At 27.4% G+C, this 19,944-nt stretch carries 21 protein-coding genes and 1 pseudogene; 1 reads left to right on the forward strand and 21 read right to left on the reverse strand.

Going from position 1 to position 19,944, the window contains the following annotated elements; translation table 11 throughout:
- Window positions 1-11: 11 nt before the first annotated feature.
- From Q0Y03_RS05875 to Q0Y03_RS05895, 5 genes and pseudogenes are all read right to left on the reverse strand, one after another.
- Window positions 12-797 (reverse strand): annotated as a pseudogene (locus Q0Y03_RS05875) (FAD-dependent oxidoreductase); the annotation flags it as partial.
- Complete coding sequence (locus tag Q0Y03_RS05880) at window positions 794-1,786, reverse strand: sulfide/dihydroorotate dehydrogenase-like FAD/NAD-binding protein (RefSeq protein ID WP_297712911.1); 993 nt, start codon at window positions 1,784-1,786, stop codon at window positions 794-796. The gene Q0Y03_RS05880 and the pseudogene Q0Y03_RS05875, both read right to left, overlap by 4 nt.
- A 229-nt stretch (window positions 1,787-2,015) precedes the next feature.
- Window positions 2,016-3,362: an APC family permease gene (locus Q0Y03_RS05885; RefSeq protein WP_297712912.1), complete on the reverse strand. Its 1,347-nt coding sequence runs from the start codon at window positions 3,360-3,362 to the stop codon at window positions 2,016-2,018.
- 204 nt (window positions 3,363-3,566) lie between these two features.
- Window positions 3,567-4,172: an NUDIX hydrolase gene (locus Q0Y03_RS05890; RefSeq protein ID WP_297712913.1), complete on the reverse strand. Its 606-nt coding sequence runs from the start codon at window positions 4,170-4,172 to the stop codon at window positions 3,567-3,569.
- Window positions 4,173-4,302: 130 nt separating this feature from the next.
- Window positions 4,303-5,472, reverse strand: a complete 1,170-nt coding sequence (locus Q0Y03_RS05895) for a D-alanyl-D-alanine carboxypeptidase family protein (RefSeq protein WP_297712914.1) — start codon at window positions 5,470-5,472, stop codon at window positions 4,303-4,305.
- Between the two features lie 736 nt (window positions 5,473-6,208).
- Between Q0Y03_RS05895 and ytfJ the strand changes: the two genes are divergently transcribed.
- Window positions 6,209-6,616 carry a GerW family sporulation protein gene (ytfJ, locus tag Q0Y03_RS05900; RefSeq protein WP_297712915.1) on the forward strand — a complete coding sequence of 136 codons (408 nt, stop codon included), beginning with the start codon at window positions 6,209-6,211 and terminating at the stop codon, window positions 6,614-6,616.
- Window positions 6,617-6,659: 43 nt separating this feature from the next.
- Here ytfJ and scpB read toward each other — a convergent pair whose 3' ends face one another.
- From scpB to Q0Y03_RS05975, 16 genes are all read right to left on the reverse strand, one after another.
- Window positions 6,660-7,358, reverse strand: coding sequence for an SMC-Scp complex subunit ScpB (gene scpB, locus Q0Y03_RS05905; RefSeq protein WP_297712917.1), 699 nt, complete (start codon window positions 7,356-7,358; stop codon window positions 6,660-6,662).
- On the reverse strand, window positions 7,351-8,103 hold the full coding sequence (locus Q0Y03_RS05910; protein ID WP_297712918.1) for a segregation/condensation protein A: 753 nt from the start codon (window positions 8,101-8,103) through the stop codon (window positions 7,351-7,353). The genes scpB and Q0Y03_RS05910 overlap by 8 nt, the downstream gene beginning before the upstream one ends.
- An 89-nt stretch (window positions 8,104-8,192) precedes the next feature.
- Window positions 8,193-8,861, reverse strand: coding sequence for a hypothetical protein (locus tag Q0Y03_RS05915; protein WP_297712919.1), 669 nt, complete (start codon window positions 8,859-8,861; stop codon window positions 8,193-8,195).
- A gap of 56 nt (window positions 8,862-8,917) precedes the next feature.
- A complete protein-coding gene (locus tag Q0Y03_RS05920) occupies window positions 8,918-9,826 on the reverse strand; it encodes a permease (RefSeq protein ID WP_297712920.1) in 909 nt (302 codons plus the stop codon).
- 16 nt (window positions 9,827-9,842) lie between these two features.
- The gene (locus Q0Y03_RS05925) at window positions 9,843-10,478 is read right to left on the reverse strand and encodes a GTP-binding protein (RefSeq protein ID WP_297712921.1); all 636 of its coding nucleotides are present in this window, start codon (window positions 10,476-10,478) and stop codon (window positions 9,843-9,845) included.
- A 39-nt stretch (window positions 10,479-10,517) separates the two neighbouring features.
- Complete coding sequence (locus Q0Y03_RS05930; RefSeq protein ID WP_297712922.1) at window positions 10,518-11,468, reverse strand: GTP-binding protein; 951 nt, start codon at window positions 11,466-11,468, stop codon at window positions 10,518-10,520.
- A gap of 208 nt (window positions 11,469-11,676) precedes the next feature.
- Window positions 11,677-12,042, reverse strand: coding sequence for a methylglyoxal synthase (locus Q0Y03_RS05935; RefSeq protein ID WP_297712923.1), 366 nt, complete (start codon window positions 12,040-12,042; stop codon window positions 11,677-11,679).
- A gap of 55 nt (window positions 12,043-12,097) precedes the next feature.
- A complete protein-coding gene (locus Q0Y03_RS05940; RefSeq protein ID WP_297712924.1) occupies window positions 12,098-12,709 on the reverse strand; it encodes a DNA-3-methyladenine glycosylase in 612 nt (203 codons plus the stop codon).
- 77 nt (window positions 12,710-12,786) lie between these two features.
- The gene (locus Q0Y03_RS15545; protein ID WP_363318725.1) at window positions 12,787-12,858 is read right to left on the reverse strand and encodes a zinc-ribbon domain-containing protein; all 72 of its coding nucleotides are present in this window, start codon (window positions 12,856-12,858) and stop codon (window positions 12,787-12,789) included.
- On the reverse strand, window positions 12,859-13,482 hold the full coding sequence (locus tag Q0Y03_RS05945; protein ID WP_297712925.1) for a hypothetical protein: 624 nt from the start codon (window positions 13,480-13,482) through the stop codon (window positions 12,859-12,861).
- Between the two features lie 95 nt (window positions 13,483-13,577).
- A complete protein-coding gene (locus tag Q0Y03_RS05950) occupies window positions 13,578-14,792 on the reverse strand; it encodes a D-alanyl-D-alanine carboxypeptidase family protein (RefSeq protein WP_297712926.1) in 1,215 nt (404 codons plus the stop codon).
- 172 nt (window positions 14,793-14,964) lie between these two features.
- A complete protein-coding gene (locus tag Q0Y03_RS05955) occupies window positions 14,965-16,269 on the reverse strand; it encodes a pyrimidine-nucleoside phosphorylase (protein WP_297712927.1) in 1,305 nt (434 codons plus the stop codon).
- 18 nt (window positions 16,270-16,287) lie between these two features.
- Window positions 16,288-17,460: a phosphopentomutase gene (locus tag Q0Y03_RS05960; protein WP_297712928.1), complete on the reverse strand. Its 1,173-nt coding sequence runs from the start codon at window positions 17,458-17,460 to the stop codon at window positions 16,288-16,290.
- 43 nt (window positions 17,461-17,503) lie between these two features.
- Window positions 17,504-18,382 (reverse strand): tyrosine-type recombinase/integrase, encoded by an 879-nt coding sequence (locus Q0Y03_RS05965; RefSeq protein ID WP_297712929.1) that lies wholly within the window; start codon window positions 18,380-18,382, stop codon window positions 17,504-17,506.
- A gap of 74 nt (window positions 18,383-18,456) precedes the next feature.
- Entirely contained in the window at window positions 18,457-19,092 is a 636-nt protein-coding gene (gene spoIIM / locus Q0Y03_RS05970; RefSeq protein WP_297712930.1) for a stage II sporulation protein M, read from the reverse strand.
- Between the two features lie 85 nt (window positions 19,093-19,177).
- The gene (locus Q0Y03_RS05975; RefSeq protein WP_297712931.1) at window positions 19,178-19,846 is read right to left on the reverse strand and encodes an HD domain-containing protein; all 669 of its coding nucleotides are present in this window, start codon (window positions 19,844-19,846) and stop codon (window positions 19,178-19,180) included.
- Between the last annotated feature and the right edge of the window lie 98 nt (window positions 19,847-19,944).

The raw sequence follows: 19,944 nt of genomic DNA on the forward strand, positions 1-19,944 counted from the left end.
TTCAACCACACAGCATGACCAGTATCAAGTAAAACTATATTTTCTGCAAACTCCTTAAGTGCATATTGTTGACATACCTTTGTACTAAGCTTACCATAATTTACATCTTCATCAGGAACCTTTAAAACAACTACCCCTGTTTTATCTAGTTGCTCTCTAATTTCATTAGATAAACTTTCCTTTGCAAGCTTACAAGATCCTGAAAATGCTCCAAGTGCATCTCCATCTCTTTCACCTTGAATATCTGAAACTCCACATCTTGCACTTATACTTAATCTTGGTCCAAAAGCAGGGCAACGCAATATACACATAGAACATCCATTACCATATCTTAAACAATTCCCCATAGGTCCTGTTGAACCAGTTGTTTCAATAAACACATCACCTTTAACGTAAGTGTCATCACTTAATAAAATTCCCCTTATCTTATTGTTTTCAACATCAACATCTTTAACACGACTCTCTAAATGAAGATGTATTCCTAATGATTTCAAATAATCTCTTACTACACCTTCAATAATATTAACATCATAAAGAGTTGCATGTTTATGACCAGGGAATTCTATATTAGCATGTCTTGCACATTTATCTGTTATTTCAATTAAGTCTCCTGCCCCTAAAGCTATAAGCTCTTCTGATGCAGTATAACGTCCATTATTTCTCATTATACCACCAACATTACCAAGTCCAAGTAAAAGATCTGTTTTTTCATAGATATGGACATCTGCTCCAGCTTTCTTCGCTGTTATTGCGGCAGCACAGCCTGACCAACCTCCCCCAACAACTACTACCTTCATATTAATCTCCTCCCCTCAAAAATACCTCTTGGACTAGCTTGTACTTTACAAAATCTCTTTACTCTATGACCTGAAAATCTAGCTGTACAACTTCCGCATACACCTTCTCCACAACACATCTTAAAATTATTGCAACATGATAAATCTATATCTTTTCTATCTAAAGAATCTAAAAAATCAATAACACTATAAGTTAATATATCTGCTCCAGCTATATGGATTAAAGATATATTATTATATTTAACAATAGATTTTATAGCAACCTTTCCCTCTGGTGATAACTCTCCTTTTTCTATTAAATTCATCTCTTGAGGTACTATATTTAATTTATCTAACCACTCCGAAACATATATTTCCTTAAAAGGTTGTTTATCTAATAAAAGTGTTACTGTATTACCATTTTCGACTAATCTGTCAATTACAGGCATCATAGGTGCCATACCAATACCTCTAGCAATAACTAAAGCCTCATTATTTTTTTGTTTTCTTATGTTTTTTAATCCAAATACTCCGTTCCAATAAGGTCCTCTTATTGTTATATTTCCTCCAGACTCAATATTTAATAATTGCTTAGTCTTAATTCCTCTTATTTCTATCATAATAGATATTATATTAGTTTCTATATCTGATTCTAAAATCGAAATAGGAACATCAAAATATACATTTTCTTCACTTCTAATAAAAATAAAGCTACCAGGCCTTGCTAAATCTATTACAAGCTTATGCGGTGCTTCAAATTTAATTAATAATACATCATCTGGATATAATACCTTTTCACATACTTTACAAGTATACGTTTTTCTTTGCTCTTTTGCCTTGTTTCCATTATCATGAAGTTCTTGATATATACATACTCCCTTCCAATTTAAACAATCACAAAAATGACTTCCTTGCAATTGTGAACAAAGAATACATTCACCCTTCTCAGCTAAGTGACACGGGCAAAATTCAGTCCCTGCATCTATACAATCAATTGTCTCCTTAAACATTTAAACTCCTAAAGTAATACTATACACTATATAGATTATTTTAAAAATTTCTTTTTGTTACTATAAGTCCTCTGATATATAAAATATTCTACTATATTTTAATAAATAAACTTATTACATGTTTAATAAGAAATTATTCATATATTTAATATAATTTATAAACATAAAAAGCCACAACATATATAAAATAGTTAACTATCTTATATATGTTGTGACTAAAATGTCTTCTTTAATCTTCAGCGAATTTTCTGCTAATTACTTTTTCTTTACTTTTCCAGAATAATACTGCTGATATTATTACTAATAAACAGAATCCTGCATATATCCAGAACAACTGATTACCCATACTACCAAATAGAATTATTAATGATCCTATTATAGCTAATGTTGGATTTATTTTAGAATTCCAAACGCCTTTAATTTCACCACTTCTTCCCAGTTGTAATACCTTAAAGTATAAAATAATATATAAAGTATAACTCATTGTTATTGATATTTCTGATATATCTGAATTTGGAAGAATTTCAAATTTAGTTGTTATATAATGAACAACAAACCATACTAAAGATACTAAAAATGCAACTAAAGCAGAATTTACAGGCATTAATAATTTTTCATTTACTTTAGAAACAAACTCTGAATTAGGGACCATATTTCTTTCTGCTAAAGAATGTGGTAATCTTATCATCCCTAATGTTAATCCGTTAATTGTTCCCATTATAGATATTATTACAAACACTAATACTATTTTAGCTCCCCATGGACCTAATAAATTATTAGCTGCTAAATCAACATGAGCATCACCAAGAGCCATAATTGTTTCTGGTCCTAAATAAATACTTATACCAACAAAATATAACACATACATAGCTAAAATAAATATTGGTGCTATTATTAAAGCCTTTGGTAAATTTCTTTTCGAATCTTTTATTTCATGTCCTATAGATGTAGACACTACCCAACCATCAAATGAAAATGCAATTGGTGCTATGGCAGCAATCCAACCAACTGATTGCATTGATGTTACATGACTTAATGTAATATTGCTTGTATCACCAAAAATTAACCCTGCAATTGCAATTAAAATCAAAGGTATTAATTTTATAACGGTAGATGCATTTTGAAATAATCCACCTAACTTTGCAGATAAAGTATTCATTATAAATAAGAATGCCATAATAGCAAAACCTATTAACATTTGTATTTCTAAAGTACCTTCTACTCCAAATAACATACATATATATATTCCTGATACCCAAGAAACAACTGCTATTAAAGTAGGAAAATATAAAAATGTTTGGAACCATCCAAATGCACATGCTAGTGATTTATTATAATTCTCTTCTGCATATGCTATTATTCCTCCTGATTGTGAGCTTCTAGATGCAAGTTGTGATATTGTTAAACTTCCAAATATTATTGCAATAGCTGCTATACAAAATACTAATACTCCTAAAGCAATACTTCCATCTGTCGCGACTAATATATTATCGCTTTTAAAGAATATCCCAGATCCTATAACTATACCAACTATCATAGTTATGGCTGTAAACAATCCATATTCGTTCTTCTTCATGTTTTTCCCCCCATTGTTCTTTCATAACTTTTCTTAAAAATAGAGCTTTTCACCTTTTATTTCCTATGAAAATAAAGGTTAATTATTCTATTATCTGCTACGTTTCTATAAATATATCATGAATTTATTATTTAGTAAATATTAGATTGTATTTTTTTTATTTTATCAATTTTATTTTAACATTTTTAACAATTTATTGAAATATCATTCAAAAATCTTATTTCCCATTTGAATAAAGCTTTGTAAGGCCATAAAGAATTTTATATCACATCTTTCATTACTATTTATTATTTTTATAGCATCTTCTTTAGATAACAATATTGTTTCTATATCCTCATCTTCTTCTAAATTTTCATCAGATACTTTTCCAGAACATGTACAATAAACTAAAGAAACTGATTCATCTGTCATTCCTGGTGATAAATATAATTTTTGCCCCATTTTATTTTCTATAACTTTATCTAAATCTAACCCTGTTTCTTCCTTTAACTCTCTTTTTACTGTTGATATAATATCATCATTATTATCTATTAAACCTGCTGGTAATTCGTAAACATAATTATTTAGAGGTATTCTAAATTGTCTTATTGCCACTAATTTCTTCTCTTCCTTATGATAAGCTAATATAACAACTGCATCAACTTTATCCTCTTTTCCATTAAAGAATTGCTCTTCTAATACTTCTTTGCTTTTTCTAGTGGCAATAGTCCAAGTCTTTTTATTTCCACCTTTATTTATATAATTAGCATTATAAAGACTTAAAAATTTAGTTTGTGCTAATGCCTCTATATTTTGTACTTTATTTTTCATTTTACAATTCTCCTCCATTTTATCCTATAGATATATTTTTTTATATAATACTATCTTAAAACTCCTTTATAATTATAACTTATATATTTATATTTTATAACATAAATTTATGCAATAAAAGAAAAAAGCACTAATAATTAGTGCTTCCTTTATTAACTATTTCTTCAAATTCATTTTCCGTTATATCTTTACCACAAATCAATGCTTTTTTTACTAATTCTTCTCCCTGATTATTTAAAGCTACTTTACCGATTATATCTCCAGAATTTTTATTTATTGTATTGAAAACTTCTACTTCTATAGACCCTTCACCCTTAAATCCATATTCAAAGTCACACTCTTCAATAACACTTCCTAAACTGATAAATTCTGATGTTTTTGCAATATCCTTTACATTTTCATTCTTAAAGGAATAGTTATCTACAACATATTTATATATATTTTCTGTAACATTCCATCTATCACTACAATTTAAAACAACTATAATTATATTTCTTCCTTCATGTTTAACTGAAGATACTAAGCATTTTCCTGCTTGCCCTGTATAACCTGTTTTAACTCCATTTGCTTCTGGAATTTTATATAATATCTTATTTATATTGTTATAATCTCTTGTAAAATTTGAAGTATCCATAGTTATACTTTTTGTTCCACAAATTTGACAAAACAACTCACTTTCCATAGCTTTTGTAGTTAAAAGAGCTAAATCATATGCACATGTATAATGTTTAGCACTATCTAACCCATGTGGACTTTCAAAGTGTGAATTTATTAATCCCAAACTAATAGCATAATCATTCATTATCTTAGCAAACCCTTCAACACTTCCTCCTATATCTTCAGCAATTGCTATAGCTGCATCATTACCTGATTTATACATTAATCCGTATAACAACTCTCTTAATCTTATTTTCTCTCCTGCTACATATCCTACTTTTGACCCTCTAATAGATGCTGCATTTTTACTTATAGTAACTTCTCTATCTAAGTCTCCATGAGTTATTGCAACCAAAGCTGTAAGGATTTTTGTTGTGCTGGCCATTGGTACTATTTCATCAGCATTTTGTTCAAATAAGACTTGCTTTGTTTTGCTATCTAAGGCTATTGCGTTCCTTGCTGAGACTTTAATACTATTTAGTATATTATTCATATCTACATCATCTATTTCATCATCTTCAAGTATTGCTAATTCATTATCATCTTCATCTTCAAAACATTGAGCATATGCACAATTACTTAATAATTGAAAAATTATTAAAAACAAACTCAAAGTTATTCCTACTTTTTTAAATTTTATCATTAGTATCACTCCTATTTTCTCCTTACACATGTAGTATTTTCATTTATAAAAATTTTAAACCTAAATAATAAATTTTTATGATTTATATTTTATTTTTGTGGCAATACTATAAAAAGCTAGTGGAGGTTAATTATGTTTTTTTTTGTAATCATTATTTTTTTAATATTAATTTTATTTATACCTATTCCTTTAAAGTTTAAGCTTCATTATTCAAAAGATATGTATTATATAAAATTTTATAATATTAATATAATATCTCATGATGATGGTATGCTTAAAAGTTTTTTAGATAAAAAAAAGAAAAAAGATATAAATATAAAAGATTCAAAAACAAAAAGTTCTAAACTTAAAGATTGTATTGATATTGATTCTAAGAAAAAAAATTTAAAACCTCTTATAAAAACCATTTATATTACTCTAAAAAAAAATAAATTCAAACCATCAATAAAGTTTTCTAGTGATATTATTTATTCTCTAGGAGATGCAAGCAAAACTGCTATATGTTTGGGTCTATTTTATAATATTAACCCCATTTTAATTTATATTTTTTCTATATTATTTAAAGTTAAATTATTAAAGAATAATTTTAAGCCAATATTTAAAGATGAAATACTATTTGAGTTTACAATAAGTAGTATAATTACCTTTAATTTAGCTCAAATTATTTATATATTCTTTATTATTTATAAATCTATTCGTAAAAATAGGAGGTGACTCCCTAAATATAGGGATTATTATGACTGATAAACATGAATTAGAAAACTTAATGAGAAGCACTATGGAAAACTTACGTGATATGATAGATGTTAATACTATAATTGGAGATGTTGTAGAAACTAGTGATGGTACTTCTATTGTTCCAATTTCTAAAGTTTCTTTTGGTTTTGCATCTGGTGGAAGTGAATTTGGTAATCATACTTCCCTAAGAAGAGAAGATGAAAAATATCCTTTTGGTGGTGGATCTGGTGCTGGAGTTAGTGTTAAACCAATTGCTTTTTTAATTATTAAAGATGGAATGGTAAGATTACAACCAGTTGATTATGATAATAGTGTCGATAGACTAGTTGACTCTATCCCTCAAGTTCTCGATATGGTAAAGGGATTCTTTAGTGATAAGAAAGTCGATAATAACGATATAGTATAAAAAAATATAGCTACTGAAAAAACTATTCAGTAGCTATATTTTTTTATACTTCTTTATCTGATGCAACTTCTGCATCTTCTATATAATTTTCAGTGTTCTCATCTTGCATTTCATCATTAATATCTTCAGAGTTCATATCCTTAAGTGCTTGATTTAGAACATCCATAGAGCTCTTAGCCTCTTCACCATTATACAAATCAAGTGATGGCAATTCTTTTAATGTTTCTAATCCGAATTGTCTTAAGAATTCATCTGTAGTTCCATAAAGTATAGGTCTGCCTGGAACTTCTAATCTTCCTATATCCTTTATCAATCCCTTTTCAACAAGCTTTTGAATAGCTGACTCTGATTTAACACCTCTTATTTCATCTATATCAATACGTGTAATTGGTTGCTTATATGCTATAATTGCTAAGCTTTCTATAGATGCTTGTGAAAGTGAATGTCTTTTATTCTTCTTTAATAACTTTTGAATATAATCTGAATTTTCACTTTTAGTAACTAGTTGATAAGCTCCATTTATACTTATTAATCTAATTCCTCTGCTTTCCTCTTCATACTCACTCATCATTTCTTTTATTATTTCTTCAACAACCTTATCCTTAATTTCTAAATTATTACTTAAATCTCTTAATGATAAAGGTTCTCCACTTACAAATAGCATTGATTCTATAGCTGATTTTATATTGGCCTTTCTAGATAGCTCTTTAAATTCATACTGCTTCACATCAATATTACTCACTATCTCTCCTCCTCTTGATAAGTATATTTCCAAAACTCTCATCTTGATAGACGTTAATAGTTCTAATTTTTATAAGCTCAAGTAACGCTAAAAATGTAACTACAGTTTCAAGTTTACAAGAACTTTCTTTCATTAAATCCTCAAATCCAATTACTTTATTTGAATTAACTCTCTCTAAAAGCTCGTTCATTTTATCTTCAACTTTATACTTATCTACGTATATTTTCTTTTGTACTACATTAAATTTATTTTGCTTTTCTCTATAGTTTTCTAATATTTTATTGTAAATATTATATAAATCTAATAATGTTATATTTTTAAATATATCAACATTATTAACTGGTTCACTTTTAACTTCCTCAATTATTTCTGGCTTCTTACTATAAACATCGCCTTGATTTATATATCTCTCTTTAAAGAATTCAGATACTGATTTTATCTTCTTATACTCAATTAATTTTTCCATTAATCTCTTTTCAATATCTTCTTCATTTTCTTCCTCTTCTACTTTTATCTTAGGAAGAAGATTTTTTGATTTTATCTCTATTAATGTAGCTGCAACAACAATAAATTCTGATGTTATCTCAAGATCCATAACTTTTCTTGTATTAAGATACTCTAAATATTGATTTGTAACTTTATATATTTCTACATTATATATATCCATCTTATTCTTCTTTATAAGATGTAATAATAAATCAAAAGGTCCTTCAAAATCTGCCACTTTAATCTTTGGCAATTCCATTAATTCATCCCGCCTTTATGTTTTTATTATGCTAATTTTAAGGGTTTCATAACTTATATAATAACAATTTTCTTTTAAAAGAACAAGCCTTAAAGATGCTCATGAAAATATATATCTTTAGGCTCATCTTGTAATGTGTAATCCTCTACTAAAACATAAAAATCACTATCAAAACGTATCTTACCATAAATATTAATCCATTGCCCTTCTTCTAAATTAGATTTTATACCCTTTAATTTTATTTGTATTTTTTCCTTATCAGCTTGACAGCATTTTATCACTTGCCTAGTTATAATCATAAAATCTGAATTATTTTCATCTTTATCAATATATCCTAAAAATAATATATTTTTCCCTTCATATTCATCTTTATGTTCTTCAATTTTATTTAATATATCATAATTTTCACTATTTATAATTATTGCATCAGTATGATTTTTAAATAATAAATCATCATTTATATCCTCATTTCCTTTTAACAATGGGAAAAGGTATAATAATATTACTCCAATACACAATGTGAATGTTACAGGAATAAATTTATTTGTAGTTTCTACTCTCCTCTTTATTGTAAAAATTCTACCAAATTGAAATACAGTAAAAATACTTAATATTATTATGCTTAAATAGAAATAAATAATCATATCACTACTTACAAAATTAGTTATATTTCCACTTCTTATTAAAAATACTATAGACAAATCTAATAATATTAATATAATAAACCATATTAACTCATCAATATTAAATTTCTTCATACACACCTCTTATATTAGTCAAAAGCTAAAAACTTAATTATCCAATATTTTTGAATTTATACTACTGCTAAGCATATTCCAAATACAACTATACAAATTATTAAAAGTAATTGTAATACAAAGCTCTTTTTAAAAAAACCAAAAGATAATATTAAATTTTTTAAATCCATCATTGGCCCTAATATTAAAAATGCTATTACTGCCGCCACTCCAAAATTATCCATAAATCCTTTTGCAACAAAGGCATCTGCTTCTGAACATAAAGATAATAAAAATCCTAATAGCATCATTATTCCTATTCCAGCTACTTTTCCTGATGTCATATTATTAATTAAACTATCTTGAAGAAATACCACAAAAATACTTGAAAGAAGCGCCCCAAAAATAAAATAAACACTAATATTTAAAAACTCATTAGATGCATTTAAAAATAAATTTTTGATTTTACCTTTTAATGAAATATAATAATTATTACTAAAAGTACAACAATCACAGTAAAGAGCAACTTCTTCACTTTTTAAAACTTCTGTATTTTTCTTTTTATCATAAATGAATCCAACAATCCTTCCAACTATTAAAGCTCCTATTACTCCACCTATTGTTCTATATATAGCAATATTAATATCATTTGGAAATGCATAATATGTAGACATAATTACAACAGGATTAACTATAGGAACTGCTGACATAAACGTTATTCCAACTCCTATGGGTAATCCTTTTTTTATTAAACTTCTTGTAATTGGAACTATTGCACATTCACATACTGGAAAAAGTATTCCTGATATAGCTGCTATAAAATATGCTATGATACTATTTTTAGGAATTATTTTTTTTATTAATTCATCTGATACGTAAATTTGAATTAAAGCTGATAATACTGCTCCTATTAATAGAAACGGTAATGCTTCAACGATAATCCCTAGGTAACTCCACATCCATGATTCAAATTTACTTATACTCACTTTCTCACCCGCTATCTTACTTTCTCATATACTCTATTAATTTTACCCTCATATTTCTTACTAGCTTTTCCTCTAACAACTTACTATTTTCTAAGGCTAAATTAAAATCATTATTGCCTTCTGTTTTTATTATTTGTGCCTTATGATTTAAACTTTCCAATAGTTTAACCCCCTTTTCTACTTCCAAACTTTTTTCTACATTATAATTATTAATTACAATTACATCACTATTTTGTATAAATGGTAATAATATTTCTCCCATATTCATAACATAGAACTCAATTTTTCTTCCATCACAAATAAAATAAATAGTTGAAAGCTTTATAAATTTACCTGTTTCATTATCAAATACGCACTTATATAAATGCTCTAATGTATCTGTTCCGTTATATTCTATAATTATTCTATGAGGTTTATATTTTTTTACTATTTCATAAATTTCATTATTAATTTCTAGACTATCCCCCATAAAACTAATATGTTTTACACTTTGTCCATTTTCATTAAATTCATTTATTTGAGTCTTGCCACTTTCACAAGTAACAACAACTATTTTTTCTTTATCTGCAATTGTTTTATTTATTAAGGAATTAATAAAGGCTGACTTACCAGCCCCTAAAAATCCAGTAACTACATCTATGCCAACCTTCATTTCTCCACCTTCTTAACTAATTAAAATTTTGACTTTTACTTATAAGAAAAACTTCTTAATCTTCTCTTTATCTAAGTTCGTCCCAATAAATGAAATAACAGTTTCTCCTCTATATGCTATCTTTTGCATATTTATTTCAGATAAGGTGTAATCAAATTGTTCTTTACCATTTTTAGTATTAACAATCCCCTTTGCCCTAATTATTTCACCAAATTCAAAACTACTTTTTATAAAATTAAACTTACTTAATAATTCCTCTCTAGATACATCTCTATCTATTTTTAAAGCAAAGCTTTCAAATAAATTTTCTTCACTTTTTTCCTTTTTAATATTTCCATAATTGAGATTACTCTTTCTAAAGTTAGCTTTTTCCTTTACATAGCTTCTATCATTAAAGAAAAATACTTTTGGAATTAACTCCTCTGATTTTGTATTATCCCATTGTTTTCCCATTATTATTGCCTTAGAATTTAATTTATTGATTTCAGATTGTAATCTTCTCACTTCTTCATTACTAATATTTTGAGTTCTACTTAAAATTATAATATCTGCATTTTTTATCTGGTTAATAAAAAAACTCTTAAAGTTAGTTAAGTACAAATCAAACTTTTCTGCATCTACTACAGTTATAGATTTCTCTACTTCTGCTATACCCTTAAATTCTTTTTCAGTAAATACCTTTTTTATGTCACTTAATTTAGCAACTCCTGTTGGTTCAACTAATAATCTATCTACATTGCAATTTTCCACAACATCTAATATTGATTCTTTAAAATCTCCAGTAACTTGACAACAAATGCATCCTGCATTTATCTCTTTTACTAAAGTATTTGTTCTTTTTAAAACTGCACCATCAATACTTACTTCTCCAAATTCATTTTCAATTATGGCAATTTTCTCTTTATAATAACCTTCTTCTATAAGCTTTTTAATTAATTGTGTTTTTCCTGCTCCAAGAAACCCTGAAAAAATCTCTACTTTAACACTCATAACTCATTACTTTCCCTTATTATTGTTCTCAAAAAATTCTATGATTTATATGTAATATTTATGCAAATTTTATTTCTTAAAGAATACTGAATATTAAATTTATCTTATACATATAATAATATTGTAAACGTATCTCTGAGTTGTGAACGTTATACAACAAAAAGGAGCTGCTATTTAGCAACTCCTTTTTACTTATATTTTATTATTCTTATTTGTGCAAAGCATCTAAAACTAATTGAGCTGTAGAAATATTTGTTGCAAGTGGTATTGCGTATACATCACATAATCTTAGTAATGCATTAATATCTGGCTCATGTGGCTGTGATGTTAATGGATCTCTTAAGAATATAACTAAATCTAGCTTTTGCTCTGAAACTAGAGCTCCTATTTGTTGATCTCCACCAAGTGGCCCACTTTTTAATCTATGAATCTCTAAATTAGTATTTTCCATTATTCTTAGACCAGTAGTTCCTGTTGCATAAAGTTCTAATTTAGATAATCTTTCCTCATTTGCTTTTGCAAAATTAACCATTTCGTCTTTTTTCTTATCATGTGCAATTAATGCTACTCTCATTTGTACTCTCTCCCTCTTCTACTAAACTTTATATAAATTTTAATTTATAACTTAATTATTTTTTTGAAACATATATGTTATCTTTTATATAGAATCTCCATAAGAAATCTTTTGCCTCTTCAGCATAATCTATTCCTATTCTCTTGCTTTCAACAATTTCAAAGTTTTCATTATTATCATCAGTAATATATACTGCTCCCTTTTCATAAAGCTTTACTGCATTTAAATCCTTATTTAATAAATAAGCTAAACATAACTTTGATGGACCATTAGTTAAATTTTTTGATTGAACTTTTGTAAGTTCATCATATCTCTTATTATACCGTATATTAGAAATATAATCTAGTTCATTAATTGGTTCAATAGCTCGAATTAAAACAGCTTCAGCTACATCTTTTTTATTAGTAACAACGTTAAAGCAATGATATAAGCCATATATAAAATAAATATATGAAACTCCTGCATCCTCATATAATATTTCTGTACGCTTAGTTCTACGTCCATTATATGCATGACACGCTTTATCTATAGCTCCTATATAAGCTTCTGTTTCAACTATTTTTCCTTTTAGAACTTTACCGTCAACTTCTCTAACTAATACTTTTCCAAGTAAATCTTGTGCAACCTCTAGAGCACTTCTATTATAAAACTCTTTACTTATAATCATTTGTATCTCCTAAATTCAAATAAATCTATATTATTATTATTAATAGTATTTCTTATAATAACTATTAAAATACTTCCTTATTTAACCTTCGCACCACATTCACCACAGAATTTTTCTCCTTCAATTAAGCTTTCACTACAATTTTTGATTTATAATATTGATCCATATAATTTATCTTCTTTTGTATATACAGTAACAGTAAATGTTCCTAATGGTCTAAAGTTTCCATTAGTAGCAGATAAGTATCCTCTAAATTCTAACGTTACTTGATCTTCCAGCTTCTCTTGTAAAATTACTTTATCTATTTTAAAGTAAACTGGATCATTTTCACCTATTCCAAATTGTTCTCCTAAAAAATATACATTTTGCATAACACTTTCTTTTTCTTCACCTGAAATTAACTCAACTTCATCACTTGTGCTATCCCATTCACTTACAATAAAATCATATACTCCTTGATTTTTAGCTAAATATTCTGTTAATAAATTTAATCCAAAATCTACTTCCTTATATTCACCTTCAACGTATGGAATATCTCCATAATCATGATATATTAAATCTCCATTATTTAGAATATTTATGTCTTTACTAGATTCATATATTTTTCCAAGCGCGGTAAACTGTGTATATACCTTAGGTTCTTCTACTACCTCTTCAGTTTCTGTAACTTCATTATTTATATTATCATTGATATTTACATTATTCTTATTATTACCTGAACAACCAGTTAATAATCCTAACATAATAATTGCACATATTATCTTTTTATTCAAAATACTCACCTTCCCATATTTACATTTTAATATAAAAAAAGAGATTAATCCATTATATTAAATGTTTTAATCTCTTTGAAATATATTAATTTTCTTTAAACACCTTTTTTAAATAAATTTTTCATATTATCCTTTAAGTTATCTATGAATCCGCCTTTTTCAACGTCTCTATCACAATATAAATCAACTTCTCCAACTTTTTGATCCCCTAGATATACTTCACATTTTCCTACAACTTCACCTTCTGTATAGCTAGCTTTCATTTCATCTAGTACTATTTTGTTTATTGGTTCTCCATCGCTACCCTTTAAAGTAACAACGATTAAATCATCTTTTGCTTTTGCTATAAAGAATCTATCATTGCTCTTACCTAAATAAACAGTTTCTACATCATCATCTTTATTAAATAATTTCTTTCCTTCGTATTTAGAAAATCCATAATTCATTAGCATACTTGCATCACGGTTTCTAACTTTATATGTTGGAGCTCCCATTATTACTGCAAGCATTCTAACATTATTCCTAACTGATGTAGCACTTATACAATATTTAGCTTCTTGTGTAAAGCCTGTTTTTAATCCATCACAGCCATCAAAGAAACGAACTAATTTATTATGATTTACTAATTCTATTGGGCTTTTTCTTCCTTCAGATATAGTATCCATATATGTGCCACTATATTTTAATATAGTGGGATGCTTTAATAATTCTAATGACATTATAGAAATATCTCTTGCAGTTGTTACATGACCTTCTTCTGGTAAGCCATTACAATTTTTAAATGTTGTATTTGTCATACCTAATTCTTTAGCACGTTCATTCATAGCCTTTACAAATTCATCTGTTGAACCAGCTAAAAATTCTGCCATAGCAACAGCAGCATCATTTCCTGATGCAATAGCTATACCTTTTAGTATGTCTTCTACTGTTCTAACTTCACCAACATCAAGAAGCATAGTGCTTCCACCCATTTTCTTGGCATTTTCACTACAAATAATCTTGTCATCCAAGCTTATTTTTCCACTATCTACAGCTTCCATTGCAAGTAACATTGTCATTATCTTTGTAACAGATGCTGGCGCAAATTTTTCGTCTGGATTCTTTTCATACAATACTGCTCCACTTATAGGCTCAATAAGTATTGCAGATTTTGCATCTACATTCATTCCATCTTCTAAACATGCAGTATAAACATCATTTGGATATTCCTCCTCTGAAGCTTCCTTAACTGCAGCAATTGGAACAACTGTATTTAAACATAATAAACATAAAAGAATAATAGAGATTTTGTTAAATATTTTCTTTTTCATTTGTTCTCCTCCTTTTAAGCTTATTATTTCCTAAAAAAATAAAAATATGATAAAAAGAATTTAACATTCTTTTTATCATATTTTATAAACATTAAGTTATTATAAAACTTATTTAGATTGCCAGAATCCCCTTCAGTAATTCTAACTTAAATCTAAAAGTCGCTTAATAAAACTATCTTACTATATCATATATTAATGGTATATTTAAATCATAATTATCTTCAATAACTATATTTTCTAAAATACTTTTTCTAGCCTTTTCAATTTTCTCCTCACTATTTGAGTGTATGTATGCTAGAACATCTCCTTTATTGACCTTTTCGCCTCTTTTCTTATTTAAAACAATACCTACAGCTAAATCAATTTCACTTTCTTTAGTTGCACGCCCTGCGCCTAATTCCATAGCTATAAGGCCAAATGCTTCTGCATGAATTTTTGTTATATAACCATCTACAGGTGAAGTAACTTTCTCTACATATTTTGCTTGAGGGAACTTGCTATAATCATCAATTGGGCTAATATCTCCACCTTGCGCCTTAACAAAGTCTTTAAGCTTTTCTAGCCCTTTTCCATTTTCTATATTTTCCATAAGCATTTTTCTTGCTTCTTCTTCACTTTCTGCCATCTTAGCACAAAGTAACATATTTGAACCAATTGTTAATGTTAACTCTAAAAGATCTTTAGGACCATTGCCTTTTAATAATTCTATAGCTTCTATAACTTCTAAGCTATTTCCAATAGCATATCCTAAAGGTTGATCCATATCAGATATAACCCCAATAGTTTCTCTTCCTAAATGCTTTCCTATATCAACCATTTCTTGTGCTAGTTCTTTAGCTGTTTCTGGTGTTTTCATAAATGCACCATCACCAACCTTAACATCTAAAACTATTGCATCTGCACCTGAAGCTAATTTCTTACTCATTATGCTTGATGCTATTAATGACATATTATCGACTGTTGCAGTAACATCTCTTAATGCATATAATTTTTTATCTGCTGGAACTAAGTTTCCACTTTGCCCCATTATAGCAATATTAATTTTATTAACATTTTCCATAAACTGTTCTTCTGTTAGTTCAACTGAAAATCCCTTAAATGTTTCTAGCTTATCAATAGTTCCTCCAGTATGACCAAGTCCTCTTCCTGACATTTTTGCAACTGGAATTCCAAGTGATGCTACTAAAGGAGTTAAACAAATTGAAGTTTTATCTCCAACTCCACCTGTAGAGTGTTTATCTACCTTTACACCTTTTATATTACTTAAATCTATTTTATCTCCAGACTCAACCATAGAATTAGTTAAATCTGCTGTTTCTCTCTTATTCATCTTATTAAAGAAAATTGCCATAAGCATTGCTGATGCTTGATAATCTGGGATTTCCTCTTTAGTAAATCCATCAACAAAAAAGTTAATTTCTTCTGTTGTTAATTCTTCACCTTTTCTTTTCTTCATAATTAAATCATACATTCTCATAAGTCATTTCTCCTCCAGCTACTTTATTATATCCTTCAAGAAACTTTTACCTACTAATTCATTTTGTACATTAAAGAAATCTAATATAGTTTTTCCTATATCAGCGAATGTTTCTCTTGTTCCAATGTTAACACCTGGTTTAACACTTTTACCATATACAAGAACTGGTATATGTTCTCTTGAATGATCTGTACTGCTAGTAGTTGGATCGCAGCCGTGGTCTGCTGTAATTATAAGAATATCTTCTTCCTCCATTTTACTATAGATTTCTTGTAATCTATTATCAAAATCTTCAAGTGCTTTTCCATATCCAGCTGGATCATTTCTATGTCCATACAACATATCAAAGTCAACTAAATTTGTAAAGATAAGTCCTTCTTTTACAGTGTCCATATATTCTAAAGTCTTATCTACACCATCCATATTGCTCTTAGTATGAACCGCACTTGTAATACCCTTTTTATTATAAATATCTTCTATTTTACCAACAGCTGCAACTTCATAATTTGCATCCTTTAAATATTCAAGCATAGTTTTATTAAATGGATCTAATGCATAATCTCTTCTGTTAGAAGTTCTTTTAAAGCTTGGAGCTTCACCAATGAAAGGTCTTGCAATAACTCTTCCTACTGCCCACTTATCAACAAGCATATTTCTTGCTATTTCACACATTTCATACAACTTCTCAACTGGAATAACATCCTCATGCGCAGCAATTTGGAATACGCTATCTGCAGAAGTATATATAATAGGATATCCAGTTTTTACATGCTCTTCTCCCAAATCTTCAATTATTTGAGTTCCTGAAGCTACTATATTACCTAATATACCTTCAATATTTGCTCTTTTCTTAAATTCATTTATTATATCATCAGAAAATCCTTCTGGATAAGTATTTAAAGGTTCTTCAAGTATAACTCCACTTATCTCCCAATGTCCTGTTACTGTGTCCTTTCCCTTAGATGCTTCTTCACATCTACCAAATGATCCTATTGCATTATCACATTTTTTAGGGCCATTTACACCTTCTATATTACCTATTCCTAGTTTCTCTAATTCATTTATTTTAATACCCTTGCATGTTTTATATACATTGTCTAATGTATGACTTCCTTCATCTCCATAACTTTTGGCATCTTTTAATTCTCCAACTCCAACACTATCTAATACTATTAATATAGCTCTTTTCATATTGTTTTCTCCTTTCGTATATAAAGCCCCTTTTTCAAAGCTCTTAAGCTCTTGGATGGGAGTTCTTATAAACTAAGTTTATTTTATCATTGTTTATTATTTCATAGTAAGTATCCATATAAGTTAATACTTGATTTCCCAAAAGCTTTTGTACTGCTCTTACATTTGCTCCATTTTGTAATAAATGTACAGCAAAGGAATGTCTAAAGGTATTTAAATTAACATCTTTATTTATTCCAGCTTTATGAGAATACTCTTTTACTATTCTCCAAACACCTTGCCTAGTTAATTGATTGCCATTTAAATTTACAAATAAATTTGCTACTCCAGCAGAAGCAATTATATCTCTTACAGATAAATATTCCTTTAATGCAGATTCTGCACTTCTGCCTATTGGTATAAGTCTTTCATAATTTTTATTATCATGACATCTAACATAGAGTAAATCAAGGTTTACATCCTCTACTGCTAGACTTATTATTTCAGAAACCTTCATACCAGTTGCATACATTAACTCTAATAAAGCATTATCTCTTATTCCCTTATTGCAATCTTTATCAACTATCTTAATTATCTTATCTACTTCCTCCACAGTTAATATTTCTGGAAGTTTTTTAGATTGGTCCGTACTCTTATAATATATCTTGGGTATATCTCTAATTATTTTTTGATCCTTTAAATAATTATAAAAACTTCTTAAGCTAATAACAATTCTACTTATAGACCTTTCAGATTTTCCCTCTTCTAAAAGATGATCTATATAATTTTTAACTGTTACATTATCAGTTTCATCTAAATATATATCTTTACCATTTAGATATTTAATATACAAATTAACATCAGTTACATAAGCATAAACAGTATTATCACTTTTATGACTTTCAAGCAATGACTCCCTATATTCATTTACTATTTCTTTCATAATTCTCCCCATTCCCACCTTATTTATTATTATTCGACACTTGCTTTTAATTTCCTTTTATAATTATCTATTTATTAAACAACTTTATAAACATTTGTTACTACAAATTTAATGATATTTGGACAAATATATGCTTCAATAAAAGTACCGATAATAAATATACATGCAAATACCCCTATCTTTAAAATTAGTTCTCTCTCTACTATTCTATTTACTTTACCTTTATTAAAGAACCTTTCTTTAAGTTTTGTTGAAGAAAATTCAATTCCAACTATACTTAATGCAATAAAACAAGGAATATAAATAATATTTTGTGGTATTGTGGAGGCTAAAGCAAGCCATAATCCCTTTCCTTCAAAAGTTGAAATTAGAAAACTAAAAGTATATCCTAGTGTAAATCCTTTAACAAGATTTACAAGTAAAATTACTGGTGTACCAAATATAGTAAATGATAATGCTATTATTATTGTTATAAGTATCAAATTCTTCTTAAGCACACTTAATAATAAAACCTTACTATTAACTGGTTCCTTAACAATACTTTCTGTAAATGTAGAAAAATAGCTTGTAAGATCATTTGCATCATTTGCATTCATATACTTTACTATATATGTACCTAAAGCTATTCCTACACAGAAAAATATAAAAACCATTAAATAAAAAAATTTATTTTCCTTTTTATTTAAATTTAATTTACCTATTATATTCACTAAAAACACCTCCATATTGTTATATCTTAATAATATGATGGTATTTTCAAGTATATTCATAAGTGAATATATGTAAATTATAATTTTATATAATTTTTTTGATTTTTTTAATTTTTTCTCCTATTTCATTTAACTCTAAATCATAATTTGCTTCTAATATTTTTATAACCTTCTGAATATCTTCAATTTCATTTAACTTTTTTTCTTTTTCAACTTGCCCCCTTCCTAATCTATCACTTACAAACATTAGAATCATATCATTTAAATCTACTTCTTTTACTAATTCATTTGTTTTAGCAAAAGGTAAATTTTTAATTATATACAAATGATGCATATGATATTTTACTAAGGTTGAAATCCTTTTCTTTTCATCATCTTCATAATCATAATATGTTAATAACTTATCTGCTATTTTTTCTCCTTCAATATCATGATTATATGATATTAATTTCCCTTGTTTATTTTTTTTAGTTGTTACACCCTTTCCTAAATCGTGTAATAAGGCACCTAACATGAAGCTTGCTTTATCATTTGCAAAATCTCTTATTTTAGCTGCAGTATCTACTACTTGCTTTAAATGATTCCATACATTTCCCTCAGGATGATATTGTTTATTTTGCTCTATTTTTTCTAAATTTATCAATACTTCTAAAGGAGTATTTTTTAGTGAAGTTTTTATTTCTTCTAAATAAATTGATGGTCTATCATAAATAAGTAAATTTTCTTGTATTTCTTTTAATTTATTTACTTCCATAGTTTTCTCCTTTTTAATATTTTTTCATATATTCTTTTTATAATTAGTTTTCCTACATTATCATATTTTAAAACAAATTATTTTTTATAATAATAATT

The organism is Clostridium sp. (assembly GCF_026168755.1).
In the GTDB taxonomy this organism is placed as follows: Bacteria; Bacillota; Clostridia; order Clostridiales; family Clostridiaceae; genus Clostridium.

Excerpts from the sequence above, each read along its gene's own strand:
- Q0Y03_RS05880 (WP_297712911.1), bottom strand. The coding sequence starts at position 1,786 with ATGTTTAAGGAGACAATTGATTGTATAGATGCAGGGACTGAATTTTGC.
- Q0Y03_RS05885 (WP_297712912.1), bottom strand. The coding sequence starts at position 3,362 with ATGAAGAAGAACGAATATGGATTGTTTACAGCCATAACTATGATAGTT.
- Q0Y03_RS05890 (WP_297712913.1), bottom strand. The coding sequence starts at position 4,172 with ATGAAAAATAAAGTACAAAATATAGAGGCATTAGCACAAACTAAATTT.
- Q0Y03_RS05895 (WP_297712914.1), bottom strand. The coding sequence starts at position 5,472 with ATGATAAAATTTAAAAAAGTAGGAATAACTTTGAGTTTGTTTTTAATA.
- ytfJ (WP_297712915.1), top strand. The coding sequence starts at position 6,209 with ATGACTGATAAACATGAATTAGAAAACTTAATGAGAAGCACTATGGAA.
- Q0Y03_RS05910 (WP_297712918.1), bottom strand. The coding sequence starts at position 8,103 with ATGGAATTGCCAAAGATTAAAGTGGCAGATTTTGAAGGACCTTTTGAT.
- Q0Y03_RS05915 (WP_297712919.1), bottom strand. The coding sequence starts at position 8,861 with ATGAAGAAATTTAATATTGATGAGTTAATATGGTTTATTATATTAATA.
- Q0Y03_RS05925 (WP_297712921.1), bottom strand. The coding sequence starts at position 10,478 with ATGAAGGTTGGCATAGATGTAGTTACTGGATTTTTAGGGGCTGGTAAG.
- Q0Y03_RS05930 (WP_297712922.1), bottom strand. The coding sequence starts at position 11,468 with ATGAGTGTTAAAGTAGAGATTTTTTCAGGGTTTCTTGGAGCAGGAAAA.
- Q0Y03_RS05935 (WP_297712923.1), bottom strand. The coding sequence starts at position 12,042 with ATGAGAGTAGCATTAATTGCACATGATAAGAAAAAAGACGAAATGGTT.
- Q0Y03_RS05940 (WP_297712924.1), bottom strand. The coding sequence starts at position 12,709 with ATGATTATAAGTAAAGAGTTTTATAATAGAAGTGCTCTAGAGGTTGCA.
- Q0Y03_RS05950 (WP_297712926.1), bottom strand. The coding sequence starts at position 14,792 with ATGAAAAAGAAAATATTTAACAAAATCTCTATTATTCTTTTATGTTTA.
- Q0Y03_RS05955 (WP_297712927.1), bottom strand. The coding sequence starts at position 16,269 with ATGAGAATGTATGATTTAATTATGAAGAAAAGAAAAGGTGAAGAATTA.
- Q0Y03_RS05960 (WP_297712928.1), bottom strand. The coding sequence starts at position 17,460 with ATGAAAAGAGCTATATTAATAGTATTAGATAGTGTTGGAGTTGGAGAA.
- Q0Y03_RS05965 (WP_297712929.1), bottom strand. The coding sequence starts at position 18,382 with ATGAAAGAAATAGTAAATGAATATAGGGAGTCATTGCTTGAAAGTCAT.
- Q0Y03_RS05975 (WP_297712931.1), bottom strand. The coding sequence starts at position 19,846 with ATGGAAGTAAATAAATTAAAAGAAATACAAGAAAATTTACTTATTTAT.